This window comes from Streptomyces sp. DH24 (assembly GCF_029813775.1).
Taxonomy (GTDB): Bacteria; Actinomycetota; Actinomycetes; order Streptomycetales; family Streptomycetaceae; genus Streptomyces.
The window spans coordinates 24,272-42,405 of record NZ_JARVKW010000038.1 but is presented as its reverse complement, the minus strand read 5'-3'; the positions used below and the strand labels follow the sequence as shown (position 1 = coordinate 42,405).

Below are 18,134 nucleotides of genomic sequence, written 5' to 3'. Positions count from 1 at the left end.
GTATCGGGAGCCGGCCGTGGCGGACGGGTGGACGCGGCGGTGCGGGCGCCGTGGGCGGCTACGGGTCCGCCGGTTCCGGGGCTCCCGCGCGGGCCTGCTCGCGGGCGCGGGTGCGTGCGTGGTCGGGGTTGAGGAACCAGTGGCGGGCCGACGCCAGCCACCAGGTCGCGGCGAAGCCGAGGACGGCCAGGACGGCGATCGGCGCGTAGTTGAAGGACTCCCAGGTGACCGGGGACACCTGCGGCAGCATGAACAGGACCGTGATCACGCCGACCCACGTCACCGCGACCACACCGATCGGGCCCGACCAGCGGCCCAGGTGCCAGGGGCCCCGTTCGAAGGCGGCGCCCTTGCGGACCCGCAGGAAGGTCGGGATGACGTAGGCGATGTAGAGGCCGATCACGGCGATGGAGGTCACAGCCGCGTACGCCGTGACGTTGATCAGGTACGGCAGGCCGAGGGCGAGCGCGCCCAGGGCGGCCAGCCAGACCGCGGCGACGGGGGTGCGGGTGCGGGGGCTGACGGAGTGCCAGACGCGCGAGAAGGGCAGGGCGCCGTCGCGCGAGAAGGCGTAGATCATGCGGCTGTTGGCCGTCACCGACGCCATCCCGCAGAACAGCTGCGCCCCGATCACGACGAGCAGCAGCAGCTTGCCCGCGGTCGCGCCGAGCGCGTCGAGGAGGATCTGCGCGGGCGGCGCGCCCGTCGGTGACGTGAGGGCACCCTCGTAGGACTGGATGGCGAAGGTGAAGCCGAGGAGCAGGACGAAGCCGGCGATCCAGGACGTCCAGATGGAACGGACGATGCCCTTGGGGCCGGCGGTGGACGCGTCGCGGGTCTCCTCCGTCATGTGGGCGGAGGCGTCGTAGCCGGTGAAGGTGTACTGCGCCATGAGCAGGCCGAGCAGCACGACGTACACGCCGCTGCCCCAGCCGGTGTTGTTGACGAACTCGCCGAACACGAAGGACGCGGACTGGTGCTGGTCCGGCACGAAGGTCAGCGCGCCGACGATGACCGCGACGCCGATCACGTGCCACCACACGCTGATGCTGTTCAGCAGGCCGACGATGCGCACGCCGAAGGTGTTGAGCAGGCCGTGCAGCAGGAGGATCCCGGCGAACAGCAGGATCGTGCGGCCCGGGGTCACCTCGAAGCCGAACTGGAGGTTGAGGTAGGCGCCGAGGAAGGACGCGGCGCCGAAGTCGATGCCCGCGGTCACGGCCACCTGGCCGAGGACGTTGAACCAGCCCGTGAACCACGCCCAGGCGGCGGCCGTGCGCCGGGGCGCCAGGCGGTGCGCCCAGAAGTACAGGCCCGCCGACGTCGGGTACGCCGAGCAGATCTCGGCCATGGACAGGCCGACGAACAGCGTCATCAGGCCGACGGCGACCCAGCCCCAGGTGATGACGGCGGGGCCGCCGGTGTTCATGCCGAACAGGTAGAGGGTGAGGCAGCCCGACAGCACCGAGATGATGGTGAAGGAGACCGCGTAGTTGGAGAACGCCGACATGCGGCGGGCGAGAACCTGCGTGTAGCCGAGCTGGGCGAGCCGCTCTTCGTCCGACAGCCCACTCGCTTTGGCGTCATCTGTCATGCCCCCAGCGATTCCCTCGCCGGGGACCCGGCATTCACCGGGCGGCGGGCCAAAACGCGTGCCCGCCGCACCGGTTCATGACTCGCTCCGGCGGCCTACCGCCCGCCGAGCGCTCCGGGCGCGCTGCCGCTCACCGCGACCTTGCCGGTGAGCCTCAGCTCCGGGCCCTGGCCGTCCTTCGGGGCGGCGGTCAGCTCCCAGACGTAGGTGCCGTTGTGCGCGTGCCTGCCGTCGGCGGTCCTGCCGTCCCAGGCGGCGGTGAGGGCGGCGCCGCGCTGCGTGGCGTCCAGCGTGCGGACCACCGTGCCCGCCACGTCCCTGATCACGACGCGGGCGCCGGGCGCGGCCGGCCGGGACAGCTGCCAGGCGCCGTCCCAGCGGGTGTCCGACGACTGGAAGTCCAGGGACGTCTCCGGGGCGGACTCGATCGCGGCGAGCGGGGAGGCGGGCACGCCCGGGGCGACCGCCCGCATGGCGCCCGGCTTGCCGCGTCCGGGCACGTAGGCCACGCCCCCGCCGAAGCGGTCCACCGCGACGTGGTCCGGGGACAGGTAGCCGGTCAGCTCGGCGAGGGTGCGGGTCCGCACCGCGTCGGCGGTGTGGAAGTCCAGCAGCTGGAGCCTGCCGGCCGCCTCGTCGTGCAGGACGACCCAACCGTCGCCGAGTTCGCCGCCCTTGGGGACGTCGAGCATGCGCTTCGTGGCGCGGTCCCAGACGCCGGAGCCCGCCGGGTCGCCGGACGCGTCGCACGTCCAGTACACCCAGCGGCCCACCGCCTGGAGGTCCGTCGGCGTGCACTCCTTGCCGAGGGAGAACGTCTCGGTGCCGCCCGACTTCAGGTCGGTGGCCGTGACGGTGCCCTTGGCCGTGCCGGGCGTCCAGAAGGTGCTGCCCCACACGGCGGCGGCCGACGCCGGTCGGGTCAGCAGCACCTTGTCGTCACCGGGCCTGGCGAGGTCGAGGACGTACTGCTCGTACTGCCCGAACCCGGACACGTATCCGCGCCCGAAGACCACGTACCGGCCGGAGGCGTCGACGATCCGGCCGCCGCCCGGCGCCGTCACCGTCACGGCGTCGTCGGCGCCGGAGCGGACCTCGATCCCGGAGCCCTTCGGGTAGGCGAAGGTGCCGTCGCCCAGCGCGACCGCCCCGGTGCCCGCGGCCCCGCCGGTGCCGTCCGTGCTGCGCGGCGGCTCGGCCACCAGGCTGCGCGGCCCCGCCGACGGCGCCTCGCCGCCCAGCTCCAGGTGCCGCTTGTAGAGGGAGGGGAGGTAGTTGGTGTCGGTCTCCTGCACGGCCAGGTCACCGGCCGCGAGCGTCACCGCGCCGTAGGAGCCCGGCTTGGCGGGCACGGACCGCACCGCGTCGACCGCGAGGTCGCCGCCGGCCCGCGCGCTCACCTTCCGCACCGCCCAGTCCCCGGCCGACGTGCCGCCGGCGACCAGGACGCCGCCGTCGGGCGTCGGGTTCAGCCCGTACGCCCGGCCGAGGCGGGCGTGGGGCAGCAGGGTCCGCATGTCGCCCCCGCCGACCGGCGCGGCGAGCAGCGGCTCGCCCCGGTCCTTCGGCGCGTCGCTGTTGCCGTAGGACTTCGGCTCCCGCAGCGAGAGCACCCAGTCCCCCACCAGCGCGATGTGCGCCCGCTGCTCGTACGACGAGGCCACCGCCACGGTGGTCTCCGCGCCGCCGAGCGCGTCACGGCGCAGCAGGTGCACCTTCTGGTCGCCGTACGCGGGGTCGAACCAGCCGACGTGCGAGGCGGAGACCGCCACCTGCGTGTGGCCGCTGCCCCACGAGCCCTTGAGGACGCCGGTGATGCGGCCGCTCGCCCGGTCCACCAGGCCGACGGAGCCCGTCTGGTCGCCGGAGACCAGGATCGCCAGCATGCCGTCGCCGGCGCCGAGCACCTTGGTCGAGGCGGGCTTCACACCGTTCTCGCCGGTCACCGGGGTGTCCGTGAGCTGCCCGTCGCGCAGGCGCAGCAGGTGCAGCGTGTCGACGGAACCGCCGCTGGTCCAGGTGGCCGTCAGCACGCTGTCGCCGTAGGTGCCGTGGTACGTCTGCCCCTCGGGGAGCGTGAAGCGGTCCGACGTGCCGACCTTCATGTCCTTCAGCTCGACCGACCGGTCCGCCGGGGTGTGGACGGCGACGATGTCGGAGCCGTGGCCGCCGATGCGCTCGGCGGAGCTGACGGGGTCCTGTCCGACGGGCAGCGCGTCGCCGGACACCGGGTTCCAGCGGTAGCCGCCGAAGGCGCCGTACCCGCCGACGCCGTCACCGGTGTCGAGTTCCACGCGGGCCAGGTCGCCGGTCGCGCCGGCCGACTCCAGGTTGTAGCCGCGCGGCAGATAGCGGTCCGGCGCGTCGATCGTCAGGGTCGTCGGCGCCGTCTCGGCGTGCGCGGCGGTGAGGAAGGTGGGCAGTGCTCCGCCGGTGGCCGCGAGGGCCACGGTCACGGCGAGAGCGCCGCGGAGGAGAGATCGTTTGCGGTTCTGTCTGTGGCGTACGGCCACGCGACACCTCCAGCTCGACTCAAAAGGCGCCGCAAGCTAGCACAAAGATCCCTCCCCGTTCGAACACATTCACGAATCCCCTATGCGAGGGCAAACCGGAAACGCCGAAGGGCCCGGACGACGGTCGAACCGTCGTCCGGGCCCTTCGGTGAGCCGGTGGGATCAGCGGGCGTCAGCCGTTGCGCTTCCAGCGCGGCTTGTCCTCGCGGCGCCCGAAGGAGCCGGTGCTCGTGCCGGTGCCGGTGCCGCGGTGGTCGTCACGACGGCCGTACGGGCGGTCGTGGCCGCCGGTGCGGAAGCCGGGGCGGTCGCCCTGACGGTCGCGGTTGAACGGGCGGTCGCTGCCACGGTGGCCGCCACGCTCGTCGCGGCGGAAGCCGCCACGGTCACCGCGGTCGTCACGGCGGAAGCCGCCGCGCTCGCCGCCACGGTCGTCACGGCGCTCGAAGGAACGGCCGCCACGGTCGTCACGGCGGTCGTCACGGCGGAAGCCACCACGGTCACCACCACGGTCGCCGCCGCGGTCGTCGCGACGCTCGAAGGAACGCCCGCCGCGGTCGCCGCCGCGGTCGTCACGGCGCTCGAAGGAACGGCCGCCACGGTCGTCACGGCGGTCGTCACGGCGGAAGCCGCCACGGTCACCGTCACGACGCTCGTCACGCCGGAAGCCGCCACGGTCGTCGCGACGCTCGAAGGAACGCCCGCCACGGTCGCCGCCGCGGTCGTCACGACGCTCGAAGGAACGGCCGCCACGGTCGTCACGGCGGTCGTCACGGCGGAAGCCACCACGGTCACCGCGGTCGCCGCGGTCACCACGGTCGCTGTCACGGCGCTCGCGACGCTCGTACGGCGCCGAAGACACCGAAGACTCCGTGCGCTCGGCCCGCTCGGCCCGCTCGACGTCCTGGGCGCCCGACTGCGCCGGCACCACGACCTCGGCGTCGGCCGACGCGGCCACGGCGGCCTCCGCCAGCACCACGGCCGGGTCCTCGCCCCGCTCGCGCGCGGCACGGGCGAGCAGCCGGTCGGCCTCCTCGCGCAGCTCGGTCGCGCGCCGCTGCGCCCGCTCCAGCTGCTTGGTGAGGTGGGAGACCTCGCGCTCGGCCTGCTGCGCGGCGTTGCCCGCGGACTCGGCCTGCACCTCGGTCATGGACCGGGCGCCGGTGATCTCGGCGACCTCCGGGTCGAAGGCCGCGCCGCCCTGGACGATGTGGCGCGCGGCGTCGACGCCGGCGTCCTCCATCAGGCGGAAGATCTGCCGACGCTGGTGCGGCAGGGAGAGGGAGACGACGGTGCCGGTGCGGCCGGCGCGCGCCGTACGGCCCGCGCGGTGCAGGTAGTCCTTGTGGTCGCCGGCCGGGTCCACGTTCAGGACGAGGTCGATGCCGTCGACGTGGATGCCGCGCGCGGCGACGTCGGTGGCGACGAGGACGTTGACGTAACCGTCCTTGAAGTCGGCCAGCGTCCGGGTGCGGGCACCCTGCGTCATGCCGCCGTGCAGCGCGTCGGCCTTCACACCGGCGTCGCGCAGCTGCTCGGCGACGCGGTCGGCGCCCAGCTGGGTGCGGACGAAGATGATCGTGCGGCCCTTGCGGGAGGCGATCGCGGCGGTGACCGGCGCCTTGTCCTTGGGCTTCACGATGAGGATGTGGTGCGACATGGTCGTCACCGCGCCCTGCGCCGCGTCGACCTCGTGGCTGACCGGGTCCTTCAGGTACCGGTCGACGAGGGTCTTGATCTCGTTCTCCATCGTCGCGGAGAACAGCATCCGCTGACCGCCCGCCGGGATCTGGTCCAGCAGCTCGGTGACCTCGGGCATGAAGCCCAGGTCGGACATCTGGTCGGCCTCGTCGAGGACGGCGATCTGCACGTTCTCCAGCGAGCAGGCGCCGCGGTTGATGATGTCGCGCAGGCGGCCCGGGGTGGCGACGAGGACGTCGACGCCGCGCTCGAGGGCGTAGATCTGGTTGCCCATCGAGGTGCCGCCGCAGACGACCTTCATCTTCAGGCCGAGGACGTCGCCGTACGGCTGGAGCGCGTCGGCGACCTGCATGGCCAGTTCACGCGTCGGCGTCAGGATGACGGCGCGCGGCTTGTGCTTCTCGGTACGGCCGCCGGCCAGCGTCGCCAGCGCCGGCAGACCGAAGGAGAGGGTCTTGCCGGAGCCGGTGCGGCCACGGCCGAGGATGTCCTTGCCGGCCAGGGCGTCCGGGATGGTCGCGGCCTGGATCGGGAAGGGGGAGGTCACGCCGTTCTGCGCGAGCTTGCGCACGATGCCCTCGGGGAGCCCGAGGTCGGTGAACGTCAGCTCGGGAGCGGTGACCTCGGTGCTGTCGGCGCCCTCGTTCTCGGGCATGACGACGTGATCAGAACTGGTGATGGACATGCGAATGCGAAACCTTCCGGAGTCTCGTCGGCACGCGCCCGTCAACTCCGTGAATCGCAATTCGACCGCCTCGATGCGGTCAGCCACGGCAAAGGAGAGTACGCGCCACACGGCGCGCTCTGCGTTGGCGCCGGGCAAATAGGATCAAACGATCTGCCACCATACGCACCCTGGGCCCCCGAAAGCAAACCGGGCCTTCCCGTGGAGCCGGCGCTTCCGGTCGCCCGGTGCGCCGCCTGGGCCGAGGGGCCGGGGCCGCGAGGTCCGGGCCGACCGATTCTAGGCCGGCACCCCCGCCTCCGGAGCCGGTTCCCGGTGGTTCAGCTGCGGCTCCGGCGGCTCGTGCGCCGACGACGAGGGCTCGGCCGCCGTCGGCTCGGGCGTCGGCGACGCCGGCGCCTCCTTCGACGGCGCGGGCCGCGGGTCGGCCGTACCGGTCGGGGCCGGGTCGTCCGTGCGGGGCGGGGTGGGTCCGGCGGGGCCGCCCGGACCGCCGGGCGCGGGCGCGGGACGGCTCGGCCCGGCGGACGGCGAGGCCCCGGGGGACGCCGCCTCGCCCGGCCCGTCCTTCTCCTTGCCCTCGCCCTTGTCCTCGCCGCCCTTCTTGTCGAGCCCGTCCGCGCCGTCACCGGCCGGGGCGTGCCCGGAACCGCCGCCCGACACCGCCGCCCCTCCGTCGGGCACCTCGCCGCCCTCCTGCCCCACGGAGTGCGACGGCCTGGCGTGCCCGTCTGCGTCACCTGCCACGCTCATGCAGCCGGCGACAGCGGCGACGGCCAGGGCCGTGGTGGCCACACGGACGGGTACGTACAAGCGGCGCACGGGAAAGCCACCTCCGGGGGACGGGTGAGGAGTCAACGTGCCCAACTCCCTTCGCCCGCAAGAAGACACGCGCGGAGCGCGGCGAGCCGTGACGAGGGCCCAGGACCCGTCGGCCCTCCGCCCCGCACACCGGCCCTCGACCCGCTCGGCCCCTCAGTCGCACCCGGACCCGCGGCCGCCAGCCCGTCAACCTGTGAACCCGGCGACCCGTCGGCCCGTCAACCCGTCAGGCACGCGCCCGGCCCGGCGGATTGGCGCCCCGTCAGCCGTAGCCCAGCGCGTGCAGCCGCTCGTCGTCGATGCCGAAGTGGTGGGCGATCTCGTGGACCACGGTCACCTCGGTCTCCTCGACGACCTCCTCCCGCGACGCGCACAGCCGCAGCGTCGGCCCCCGGTAGATCGTGATCCGGTCCGGCAGCACACCCGCGTACCACTCGCCGCGCTCGGTCAGCGGAGTGCCCTCGTAGAGCCCGAGCAGCTCCGGGTCGTCGGCCGGCGGCTCGTCCTCCACGAACACCGCGACGTTGTCCATCAGGCGGGTCAACTCCGGCGGAATCCGGTCGAGCGCCTCCGCGACCAGCTCCTCGAACTCCTCACGCGTCATCTCCAGCACACCGCCCATTGTCGGGTACGTCACGCCCGGACGAGAGCCGCAGACGCCCCGCATATCCCACGCGCTACTTGGGCATACGGGACCAATGGCCCGCGTCCCCGCCGTCCTGAACCTCCTGCACCGACTTCCCAGGGTCCCGCGCGCCCTCGCCCGCCGCTACCGCGCCCGCCAGGCGCCCACGACGGTCGAACTCGTCCGCCAGCCCCACCCGTGGACCCGCGCCCTCGGCCTGGTCGCCGTCGTACTGCTCGGCGCCTGGCTCGGCCTGCTGATCGTGGGCAACGTACGCGCGCCGGTGGGCCCCATGGACACGACCATGACCCTGCGGCCCTCGCTCACCGGCGGCACGAAGATCAACATCTCGCCGCTGGGCGCCCTGCAGCTGGACAGCCACACCGCGCCCGTCCGCCTGGACGTCAACGTCGACCAGCTCGACCCGGTCCGCTCGCAGGCCCTCGTCGACCACCCCGAGCGCATCTCCGGGCTCCAGGACGAGGTCACCCGGGACATCGCCCACGGCACCTTCGACCTGGCCGTCCGCTCCTGCGTCGCCGTCGTCACCGGCGCCACCGCTCTCGGGCTCGCCGTCTACCGGCGCGCGCGCCGCGCCCTCGCGGCCGGCGGCCTCGCCCTCACCCTGCTGGCCGCGTCGGGCGGCAGCGCGTACGCCACCTGGAACCCCGACTCGGTCCTGGAACCGAAGTTCTCCGGACTGCTGTCCTCCGCGCCGTCCCTGGTCGGCGACGCGCGCAGCATCGTCACCGAGTTCGACGTCTACCAGCAGGAACTGGCGCGCCTGGTGACGAACGTGACGAAGCTCTACGACGTCACGTCCACGCTCCCCGCCTACCGCCCGGACCCGAGCACGATCCGGGTGCTGCACGTGTCGGACATCCACCTCAACCCGGCGAGCTGGAAGATCATCGCCTCGCTGGTGGAGCAGTACCAGGTGAACGTGATCGTCGACTCCGGCGACACCATGGACCACGGCACGGCCGCGGAGAACGGCTTCCTGGACCCGATCGAGGACCTGGGCGCCCCGTACGTGTGGGTGCGCGGCAACCACGACTCGATGGTCACCCAGCGGTATCTGCAGGGCCTGAAGAACGTGCACGTCCTGGACGACGGCCGGTCGAAGAGCGTCGCCGGGCTGCGCTTCGCCGGCATCGGCGACCCGCAGTTCACGCCCGACCGCTCGACCCGGCCGGGCAGCGGCCCGGTGCAGGAGATCGCCGGCGCCCGTCTCGCGTCCGCGCTGCGCGACCTGCGCGCCGCGGGCAAACCGGCGGACGTCGCCATCACCCACGAGCCGGAGGCCGCCCGCGTGGTGGACGGAGAGGTGCCGCTGGTGCTGGCCGGACATGTCCACCACGAGGAGATGGAGGTCATGAAGTTCGGCACCCGGCTGCGCATCGAGGGCTCCACGGGCGGCAGCGGGCTGCGCGCCGTCGAGGGCAAGTACCCGGACCCGGTGCAGGCGTCGATCCTGTACTTCGACCGGGACACCCGCCGCCTCCAGGCCTGGGACGAGATCAAACTCGGCGGGCTCGGCGAGTCGACGGCCGAGGTCAGTCGCCACCTTCCGGAGGAGAACCAGCCGGGGGCCGCACCGTCGCCCGGCACGCCCTCGCCCGACCCGGCGAGCAGCCCCCCGACAAGCCCGGCGACAAGCCCGGCGACAGGCCCGGCGACGAACAGCCCGTAAACCGTTTTGGCGATAGGTCCCGCCATCCCATATGCTTCTCACGTCCCCGACGCGCTGAGAAGCGCCCAGGCGGGCCGATAGCCCTCATCGTCTAGCGGCCTAGGACGCCGCCCTTTCAAGGCGGTAGCACGGGTTCGAATCCCGTTGGGGGCACGCAGTACGGTGTGCGACACTTGGTTCGCCGGTTCGCACACAGCAGTAAAGCAAGGTCCTGTGGAGCAGTTTGGAGTGCTCGCCACCCTGTCAAGGTGGAGGCCGCGGGTTCAAATCCCGTCAGGACCGCTGAGGTTTCACGTGAAACCTCGTGGCTGGGTAGCTCAGTTGGTACGAGCGTCCGCCTGAAAAGCGGAAGGTCGCCGGTTCGACCCCGGCCCCAGCCACAACGAACCCCCGTCGAGATCATCGGCGGGGGTTTTGGCGTGCCCCGCAAGGACACCAGTACGGCCTGATGGAGCCGACGTCCAGAGTCACCAGGGCACCTTGAGGTATCCCCACGGCGGCCCCGGGGCGCCCCCACAAAAGCGTTCGCCACGTTTTTCGCCGGGATGAGATCCTGGAATCCGTATGTCTACGCACCCTGCCCCCGCCCTCGGCGCCCTCGCCACCCGTCTGACCGAGCTGTCGCTGCGCGATGCGCACCGGCTCGGGCGCAGGCTCGAAGGCGCGCGCAAGATCCGTAAGCCGGAGGCCCGGGCCGCCGTTCTCGCCGAGATCGAGGCCGAGGTCGACAAGGCCGGGCAGCGCATGGCCGAGCGGCGCGCCCGCGTACCCGGCATCCGGTATCCCGAGCAGCTGCCGGTCAGCCAGAAGAAGGACGCCATCGCGGAGGCCATCCGCGATCACCAGGTCGTGATCGTGGCCGGTGAGACCGGGTCCGGCAAGACCACGCAGATCCCGAAGATCTGTCTGGAGCTGGGGCGCGGCGTGCGCGGCATGATCGGGCACACCCAGCCGCGCCGGATCGCCGCCCGTACGGTCGCCGAGCGCGTGGCGGAGGAGTTGGACACCCCGCTCGGGGAGGCCGTCGGCTGGAAGGTGCGGTTCACCGACCAGGTGAACCCGGACGCCACGTTCATCAAGCTGATGACGGACGGCATCCTGCTCGCCGAGATCCAGACCGACCGCGAGCTGCGCGCCTACGACACGATCATCATCGACGAGGCGCACGAGCGGTCCCTCAACATCGACTTCCTGCTCGGCTACCTCGCCCAGCTGCTGCCGAAGCGCCCCGACCTCAAGGTCGTCATCACCTCGGCGACCATCGACCCCGAGCGCTTCTCGCGGCACTTCGGCGACGCCCCGATCATCGAGGTCAGCGGCCGGACCTACCCGGTGGAGGTGCGCTACCGCCCGCTGCTCGAGGAGGACGCCGACGACGCCGACCGCGACCAGATCACCGCGATCACGGACGCCGTCGAGGAGCTGATGGCGGAGGGGCCCGGCGACATCCTGGTGTTCCTGTCCGGTGAGCGGGAGATCCGCGACACCGCGGACGCGCTCACCAAGAAGAACTACCGCTCCACCGAGGTGCTCCCCCTCTACGCCCGGCTCTCGCACGCCGAGCAGCACCGCGTCTTCCAGCAGCACACGGGCCGCAGGATCGTTCTGGCCACGAACGTCGCCGAGACCTCGCTGACCGTCCCGGGCATCAAGTACGTCATCGACCCCGGCTTCGCCCGCATCTCCCGCTACAGCCACCGCACCAAGGTGCAGCGGCTGCCGATCGAGGCGATCTCGCAGGCCAGCGCCAACCAGCGCAAGGGCCGCTGCGGCCGTACCTCGGACGGCATCTGCATCCGGCTGTACAGCGAGGACGACTTCCTGTCCCGCCCGGAGTTCACGGACGCGGAGATCCTGCGGACGAACCTGGCGTCCGTCATCCTGCAGATGACCGCGGCCGGCCTCGGCGACATCGAGAAGTTCCCGTTCATCGACCCGCCGGACCACCGCAACATCCGCGACGGCGTGCAGCTGCTCCAGGAGCTCGGCGCCCTGGACCCCGCGCAGAAGGACCCGCGCAAGCGGCTCACGGACACCGGCCGCAAGCTGGCCCAGCTGCCCGTCGACCCTCGTCTGGCGCGCATGGTGCTGGAGGCCGACAAGAACGGCTGCGCCCGCGAGGTCATGGTCATCGCCGCCGCGCTGTCCATCCAGGACCCGCGCGAGCGCCCCGCCGACAAACAGATGCAGGCCGACCAGCAGCACGCCCGCTTCAAGGACGAGACCAGCGACTTCCTCGCCTACCTCAACCTGTGGCGCTACGTCCGCGAGCAGCAGAAGGAGCGCGGCTCGTCGTCGTTCCGCCGCATGTGCAAGCAGGAGTACCTGAACTTCCTGCGCATCCGCGAGTGGCAGGACATCTACACGCAGCTGCGCACGGTCGCCAAGCAGATGGGCATCCACGTCAACGAGGCGCCGTCCGATGAGGGGACTCCGTCGCCGGGCGCCCCCGCCGACCGCATCCACGTCTCGCTCCTCGCGGGCCTGCTGTCCCACATCGGCATGAAGGACGTGAAGGAGTCCAAGGACGCGAAGGACTCCGGCGCCCGCAGGGAGCGCAACGAGTATCTCGGCGCCCGCAACGCCAAGTTCGCGATCTTCCCGGGCTCGGCTCTGTTCAGGAAGCCGCCGCGTTTCGTGATGTCCGCGGAGCTCGTGGAGACCTCCCGCCTCTGGGCCCGCGTCAACGCCAGGATCGAGCCGGAGTGGATCGAGCCGCTCGCCCAGCACCTGCTGAAGCGGACGTACAGCGAACCGCACTGGGAGAAGGACCAGGCCGCGGTGATGGCGTACGAGAAGGTCACGCTGTACGGCGTGCCGATCGTCGCCCAGCGGAAGGTGAACTACGGCCGCATCGACCCGGAGGTCAGCCGCGAGCTGTTCATCCGCAACGCCCTGGTCGAGGGCGACTGGCGCACGCACCACAAGTTCTTCGCCGACAACCGCAAACTCCTCACCGAGGTCGAGGAGTTGGAGCACCGCGCCCGGCGCCGGGACATCCTGGTGGACGACGAGACGCTGTTCGACTTCTACGACCAGCGGCTCCCCGACCACGTGGTCTCCGGCGCGCACTTCGACTCGTGGTGGAAGCACAAGCGGCACGAGCAGCCCGACTTCCTCGACTTCGAGCGCGAGATGCTCATCAACGAGCGGGCGGGCGCGGTCACCAAGGACGACTATCCGGACTCCTGGCGGCAGGGCCGGCTCAAGTTCCGGGTGACGTACCAGTTCGAGCCGGGCGCGGACGCGGACGGCGTGACCGTGCACATCCCGCTCCAGGTGCTCAACCAGGTCACGGACGAGGGCTTCGACTGGCAGATCCCTGGCCTGCGGGAGGAACTGGTCACCGAGCTGATCCGCTCCCTGCCGAAGCCGATCCGCCGCAACTACGTGCCGGCGCCGAACTTCGCGAAGGCCTTCCTGGAGCGGGCCGTCCCGCTGCAGGAGCCGCTGACGGTCACCATGGCGCGGGAGCTGAAGCGCATGGTCGGGGTGCCGTTCGAGGCGGACGACTTCGACTGGGACAAGGTCCCCGACCACCTCAAGATCACGTTCCGGATCGTGGACGAGCGGCGGCGCAAGCTGGCCGAGGACAGGGACCTGGAGACACTGCGGCTGAAGCTGAAGCCGAAGGCCAGGAAGGCCCTCTCGCAGGCCGCCGCCGCGACCGCCGAACGGCAGGGCGGCGAGTCCCTGGAGCGCACGGGCCTGACGGACTGGACGATCGGCTCGCTGACCCGCGTCTTCGAGACGCGCCGCGCCGGGCAGCCGGTCAAGGCGTACCCGGCGCTGGTCGACGACGGCGACACGGTCTCCGTGCGGCTTTTCGACACGGAGGCCGAGCAGGCTCAGGCGATGTGGCGGGGCACCCGTCGGCTGATCCTGCGCAACATCCCGGTCAACCCGGCGAAGTTCGCGTCCGAAAAGCTCACCAACCAGCAGAAGCTGGGTCTGTCCGCGAATCCGCACGGTTCCATCCAGGCGCTGTTCGACGACTGCGCCACGGCGGCGGCGGACAAGCTGATCGCCGACTTCGGCGGCCCGGCGTGGGACGAGGAGTCGTACCGCAAGCTGTACGACAAGGTCCGCGCCGAGATCGTCGACACGACGGTCCGTACGGTGGGCCAGGTGCAGCAGGTACTGGCCGCCTGGCAGTCCTGCGAGCGCCGCCTGAAGGCCGTACGGAGCCCCGCGCTGCTCCCGAACCTCCAGGACGTCCGCAAGCAGCTGGACGGCCTCGTGAGGCCCGGTTTCGTGACGGAGGCGGGGCTGCGGCGCATGCCGGACCTGATGCGGTATCTGGTCGCGGCGGACCGGCGGCTCCAGCAGATGCCGGCGAACGCGCAGCGGGACAGCACGCGCATGGCCAAGGTGCACGAGATGCAGGACGAGTACGCCTGGCTGCTGGAGCAGATGCCGCAGGGCCGCCCGGTGCCCCAGCAGGTCCTGGACATCCGCTGGATGATCGAGGAGCTGCGGGTCAGCTATTTCGCCCACGCGCTCGGCACGGCGTATCCCGTTTCGGACAAGCGGATCGTGAAGGCGATCGACGCGGCTGTCCCGTAACGGCCCCTGTACGGTGGGTGAGTTCGACCAGAGGGCGCACCCTCCTGTACAGTCCTTCTCGCAGCGCAACGCAGGAATGGCGCTGGGAAACCTGGTCCTGTGGAGCAGTTTGGAGTGCTCGCCACCCTGTCAAGGTGGAGGCCGCGGGTTCAAATCCCGTCAGGACCGCAAGAGAGAAGGGCCCGGGTCGTCGACCCGGGCCCTTCTTCGTTTCCGCTGGGTCGTTCCCGGCCATCCTCTCCGCTGTGCCCTCGCGCCGTCTTGACGGCCTGTCGACGGCTGGGTACCCCAGGAGACAGGGCCCTTCCGTGGCCCCCCGGAGGTGGCGTATGGCGGCATCGGCCAGGCACGAGACGCGAGCCCTGCTCCGCGCGCATTTGTCGGCCGCTTCCTCCTACCGCCACGTGACCCGCCACTGCCCCATCTGCCACCGCCTGCTGAGACTGGCGATGGATTCCGCCCCGTCGGCCGTTCAGGCCGCGCAGCGGCCCGTGGCGGAGGGCGAGAGACCGTCGCCCGCGTGACCGTCGCCGGCCTCAACACCCGTACCGCCGTTGGCTGGTGGAACGCGAGGCTCCACTAACGCACCTGAGCCATGAGCATCAAGGGCCCCGGCATGTGACTGGTGTCACTGCATGATTTTTTTGAGGTCCGGAATTTACCCCTCACCTACAACGGGTCAATTTAATATGTACAATTGCACTCCCCTCCAGGGGCCGCGCACAGGGGATCCGACAGCTCTCCCCAGACCCCGACAAGCCCGCTCACAGACCGGCCGTCGGCGCGGCCCGGAGGCACAAAAAAAACCGCGCTGGACCCGGCGGAGTCCAGCGCGATAGACGACGCGCCCCTGATGCTTGCCCGGAGAGCTGTGGGCTGCTTGGACATGGGGCCTGTTGGGGCAGTCCCCGCATCATGTGGAGCGGTGTTCCCGGGCCCTGCGACACATTGGGGGACGTGCCGTTTTACCCGGTTATGCAGTTGTTCAGGCCTCGCTGCGCTGCTGCGGGATACCCGCGAGCAGAGCGCGGACCTCGGCCTCGCGGTAACGGCGGTGCCCGCCGAGCGTGCGGATCGACGTGAGCTTGCCGGCCTTCGCCCAGCGTGTGACCGTCTTCGGATCGACGCGGAACATGGTGGCGACCTCAGCCGGGGTCAGCAGCGGCTCGGCATCAGGGGTGCGAGCGGTCATGAGCGGCCTCCTCGGGAGAACCGAACCTTCTCGGTTCTTTCCTCTAAATTCTGCACCTTGACCCGCGTTGCCCGAAATGGCGGACGCGAGTCGAGTCGGTTATAGGACGAACGGCTTGTCCTCGGCACTACAACTACACCATCTGTCCAGCCGCGTCGGCCAAACCGATGGAATTGCCCCTCCAGGTGTTCATCAGCGACGGAAGCCGATGGACCATGCCATAGCGGACAGTCACGCCACTGTGACGATCAGTCACAGGACGATCAGGAGGCACCAGACCCCCCAAAGGCGTGCAATGCTGAGATTCCCCCCACTCCACAGCAGAGTTGGGCGAACAGAGTCCTCCCCGGACTCCTTGTCCTATTTTGGCATGAGGGTGGGTAAGGGACGCAAGGGCCACGTACGTGCGGTCCGTCACGCTTGACACGGTTGACGGATACGCCCGGATCGGGACCTACGTCCCTCGTGAAGCCCGCACTGACGGACCTTCAGGGAGCACCTCGGCGCAGCCTGGATGCGCACCTCAGTGCGAAGACAAAACCCCAATACGGGCGTCCCGTCAAACGTCAGTTCGCGGACCTCAGGTCCCGCACGGACCGCCACCGCTCCACGAGCCGCCCGTAGGCCTCGCCCGCCGCTTCCCCGTCGCCGCGCCGCAGGGCCTCCATGCCCTCGGCCACATCGGCCGCCGAGTGGTCGTCCTCCAGCTCACCCGCCGGCAGGGCGTGCACCAGCCCCCCGTAGTCCAGCTCCACGAAGGACCGCGGGTGGAACTCCTCCAGCCAGCGCCCGACGTCCACGAGGCCGTCGATGAGCGGCCCCTCGTCGATCGCGTCCTTCAGGGCGCGCAGCCCGCGCGCGACCCGGCGCCTGGCCTCCACCATGGGCGTGCGGTAGCGCAGCACGGGCGCGCTCCCACCGGACGCGCCCGAGCCCTTGTCGTACTCGCGCTCGTCGTCCGCGACCAGCACGAACCAGTTGATCGGCACCTGCCAGGTCGCCGTGCGGATCCAGGGGCGCGCGTCGGGGTTGCGTGCCAGCCAGCGCTCGTAGTCCTGGGCGGTCTGGCGGCGCAGGACCGGCGGCAGCACCGCGTCCAGGACCGGCGGCGGAAGCTCCTCGGCGACCTCCGACAGCGCCTGCCAGCCGCGCAGCCGGGTGCGCCAGGGGCAGACGCAGACCACCCCGTCGACCTGGATGACGAACGCGTCGCCGCTCTCGTGCACCGGCACTGGCACCGGCGGCGTGGGCACCAAGTCGGCCAGGGAGCGGCGCAGTTCGTCCTGGTACGACGGGCGGTCGGGACGGTGCGCGTAGCGCGCCCAGTGGCTGCGCTCCGGCTCCGGGAAGGCGGCCAGGGGTTCGTACACGCGGAGGTACGCCGCGTACGGGACGATCACCGAGGACACCTTGGGCACGCCTGCTCCCTCCCCCGCCCGTCGTCGGGGAAAACTGCGGAATCCCCTCACGATCCCGCAGGAAATCTATGCAAATCGTCGCACGGCAGTACTCCGCGAGGAGGTGATCCTGAGCACGGGGGGACCGAGGGGCACGGCAGGCTCTAATCTCGTGCTCACAGCGCCCGCCACCCGTACGGGAGCTCTCCCCGACTCGCCGCTACTTACTCAGGAGTCACCACAGTGACCGATGTAACCGACGGCGTCCTGCACACCCTGTTCCACTCGGACCAGGGGGGTCATGAGCAAGTCGTGCTCTGCCAGGACCGCGCCAGTGGCCTCAAGGCCGTCATCGCCCTTCACTCCACCGCCCTTGGCCCCGCGCTCGGCGGTACGCGCTTCTACCCGTACGCGAGCGAGGAGGAGGCCGTCGCCGACGCCCTGAACCTCGCGCGCGGCATGTCGTACAAGAACGCCATGGCCGGTCTCGACCACGGCGGCGGCAAGGCCGTGATCATCGGCGATCCCGAGCGGGACAAGACCGAGGAACTGCTCCTCGCGTACGGCCGCTGCGTCGCCTCCCTCGGTGGCCGCTACGTCACCGCCTGCGACGTCGGCACGTACGTCGCCGACATGGACGTCGTGGCCCGCGAGTGCCGCTGGACCACCGGACGCTCCCCCGAGAACGGCGGCGCCGGCGACTCCTCCGTGCTCACCGCGTTCGGCGTCTACCAGGGCATGCGGGCCAGTGCCCAGCACCTGTGGGGCGACCCGGCCCTGCGCGACCGCACGGTCGGCATCGCGGGCGTCGGCAAGGTCGGTCACCACCTGGTCGAGCACCTGCTGGACGAGGGCGCCCGGGTCGTGATCACGGACGTCCGGGAGGACGCCGTGCGGCGCATCACCGAGCGTCACCCCGAGGTGCGCTTCGTCGCCGACACCGACGCGCTGATCCGCGTCGAGGGCCTGGACCTCTACGCCCCCTGCGCGCTGGGCGGCGCGCTCAACGACGACACCGTGCCGGTGCTGACCGCCAAGGTGGTGTGCGGCGCCGCCAACAACCAGCTCGCCCACCCCGGCGTCGAGAAGGACCTCGCCGACCGCGGGATCCTCTACGCGCCGGACTACGTGGTGAACGCCGGCGGCGTCATCCAGGTCGCCGACGAGCTGCACGGCTTCGACTTCGAGCGGTGCAAGGCCAAGGCCGCGAAGATCTACGACACCACGCTCGCCATATTCGCACGTGCGAAGACGGACGGGATTCCGCCGGCCGCCGCGGCCGACCGGATCGCCGAGCAGCGCATGGCGGAGGCCCGCGCGGCACGGTGATCGCGCCCCTCGTTCCG

At 71.2% G+C, this 18,134-nt stretch carries 11 protein-coding genes and 4 tRNA genes; 8 read left to right on the top strand and 7 right to left on the bottom strand.

What is annotated here, in order from left to right:
* Nucleotides 1-58 precede the first annotated feature (58 nt).
* The 5 genes from QC282_RS25715 to QC282_RS25695 all read right to left on the bottom strand — a co-directional run bounded on the left by QC282_RS25715 (nucleotide 59) and on the right by QC282_RS25695 (nucleotide 7,928).
* Nucleotides 59-1,594, bottom strand: coding sequence for an amino acid permease (locus QC282_RS25715; RefSeq protein WP_279551935.1), 1,536 nt, complete (start codon nucleotides 1,592-1,594; stop codon nucleotides 59-61).
* 95 nt (nucleotides 1,595-1,689) lie between these two features.
* A complete protein-coding gene (locus QC282_RS25710; RefSeq protein WP_279551934.1) occupies nucleotides 1,690-4,050 on the bottom strand; it encodes a FlgD immunoglobulin-like domain containing protein in 2,361 nt (786 codons plus the stop codon).
* Nucleotides 4,051-4,279: 229 nt separating this feature from the next.
* Nucleotides 4,280-6,493: a DEAD/DEAH box helicase gene (locus tag QC282_RS25705; RefSeq protein WP_279551933.1), complete on the bottom strand. Its 2,214-nt coding sequence runs from the start codon at nucleotides 6,491-6,493 to the stop codon at nucleotides 4,280-4,282.
* 279 nt (nucleotides 6,494-6,772) lie between these two features.
* A complete protein-coding gene (locus tag QC282_RS25700; protein ID WP_279551932.1) occupies nucleotides 6,773-7,315 on the bottom strand; it encodes a hypothetical protein in 543 nt (180 codons plus the stop codon).
* Nucleotides 7,316-7,577: 262 nt separating this feature from the next.
* Nucleotides 7,578-7,928, bottom strand: coding sequence for a metallopeptidase family protein (locus QC282_RS25695; protein WP_279551953.1), 351 nt, complete (start codon nucleotides 7,926-7,928; stop codon nucleotides 7,578-7,580).
* Between the two features lie 85 nt (nucleotides 7,929-8,013).
* Here QC282_RS25695 and QC282_RS25690 point away from each other — a divergent pair, with 85 nt between their 5' ends.
* From QC282_RS25690 to QC282_RS25660, 7 genes are all read left to right on the top strand, one after another.
* Nucleotides 8,014-9,633, top strand: a complete 1,620-nt coding sequence (locus tag QC282_RS25690) for a metallophosphoesterase (protein WP_279551931.1) — start codon at nucleotides 8,014-8,016, stop codon at nucleotides 9,631-9,633.
* Between the two features lie 80 nt (nucleotides 9,634-9,713).
* Nucleotides 9,714-9,786: transfer RNA gene (locus QC282_RS25685), tRNA-Glu, on the top strand.
* Nucleotides 9,787-9,840: 54 nt separating this feature from the next.
* Nucleotides 9,841-9,915 (top strand) — tRNA-Asp (locus QC282_RS25680).
* 24 nt (nucleotides 9,916-9,939) lie between these two features.
* A tRNA-Phe gene (locus QC282_RS25675) sits at nucleotides 9,940-10,013 on the top strand.
* 184 nt (nucleotides 10,014-10,197) lie between these two features.
* Entirely contained in the window at nucleotides 10,198-14,199 is a 4,002-nt protein-coding gene (gene hrpA, locus QC282_RS25670; protein ID WP_279551930.1) for an ATP-dependent RNA helicase HrpA, read from the top strand.
* A gap of 93 nt (nucleotides 14,200-14,292) precedes the next feature.
* Nucleotides 14,293-14,367: transfer RNA gene (locus QC282_RS25665), tRNA-Asp, on the top strand.
* A gap of 161 nt (nucleotides 14,368-14,528) precedes the next feature.
* Nucleotides 14,529-14,723: a DUF6274 family protein gene (locus QC282_RS25660; RefSeq protein ID WP_279551929.1), complete on the top strand. Its 195-nt coding sequence runs from the start codon at nucleotides 14,529-14,531 to the stop codon at nucleotides 14,721-14,723.
* A 461-nt stretch (nucleotides 14,724-15,184) separates the two neighbouring features.
* Here QC282_RS25660 and bldC read toward each other — a convergent pair whose 3' ends face one another.
* Both bldC and QC282_RS25650 read right to left on the bottom strand, forming a co-directional pair.
* On the bottom strand, nucleotides 15,185-15,391 hold the full coding sequence (gene bldC / locus QC282_RS25655) for a developmental transcriptional regulator BldC (RefSeq protein WP_003949541.1): 207 nt from the start codon (nucleotides 15,389-15,391) through the stop codon (nucleotides 15,185-15,187).
* A gap of 566 nt (nucleotides 15,392-15,957) precedes the next feature.
* A complete protein-coding gene (locus QC282_RS25650; protein WP_279551928.1) occupies nucleotides 15,958-16,809 on the bottom strand; it encodes a hypothetical protein in 852 nt (283 codons plus the stop codon).
* A gap of 222 nt (nucleotides 16,810-17,031) precedes the next feature.
* On the opposite strand from QC282_RS25650, the gene QC282_RS25645 reads away from it, so the two are divergent.
* Entirely contained in the window at nucleotides 17,032-18,117 is a 1,086-nt protein-coding gene (locus QC282_RS25645) for a Glu/Leu/Phe/Val dehydrogenase dimerization domain-containing protein (protein ID WP_279551927.1), read from the top strand.
* Nucleotides 18,118-18,134 lie beyond the last annotated feature (17 nt).

Coding starts and splice junctions, on each gene's coding strand:
- QC282_RS25690 (WP_279551931.1), top strand. CDS start 8,014: ATGGCCCGCGTCCCCGCCGTCCTGAACCTCCTGCACCGACTTCCCAGG.
- QC282_RS25715 (WP_279551935.1), bottom strand. CDS start 1,594: ATGACAGATGACGCCAAAGCGAGTGGGCTGTCGGACGAAGAGCGGCTC.
- bldC (WP_003949541.1), bottom strand. CDS start 15,391: ATGACCGCTCGCACCCCTGATGCCGAGCCGCTGCTGACCCCGGCTGAG.
- hrpA (WP_279551930.1), top strand. CDS start 10,198: ATGTCTACGCACCCTGCCCCCGCCCTCGGCGCCCTCGCCACCCGTCTG.
- QC282_RS25705 (WP_279551933.1), bottom strand. CDS start 6,493: ATGTCCATCACCAGTTCTGATCACGTCGTCATGCCCGAGAACGAGGGC.
- QC282_RS25660 (WP_279551929.1), top strand. CDS start 14,529: ATGGCGGCATCGGCCAGGCACGAGACGCGAGCCCTGCTCCGCGCGCAT.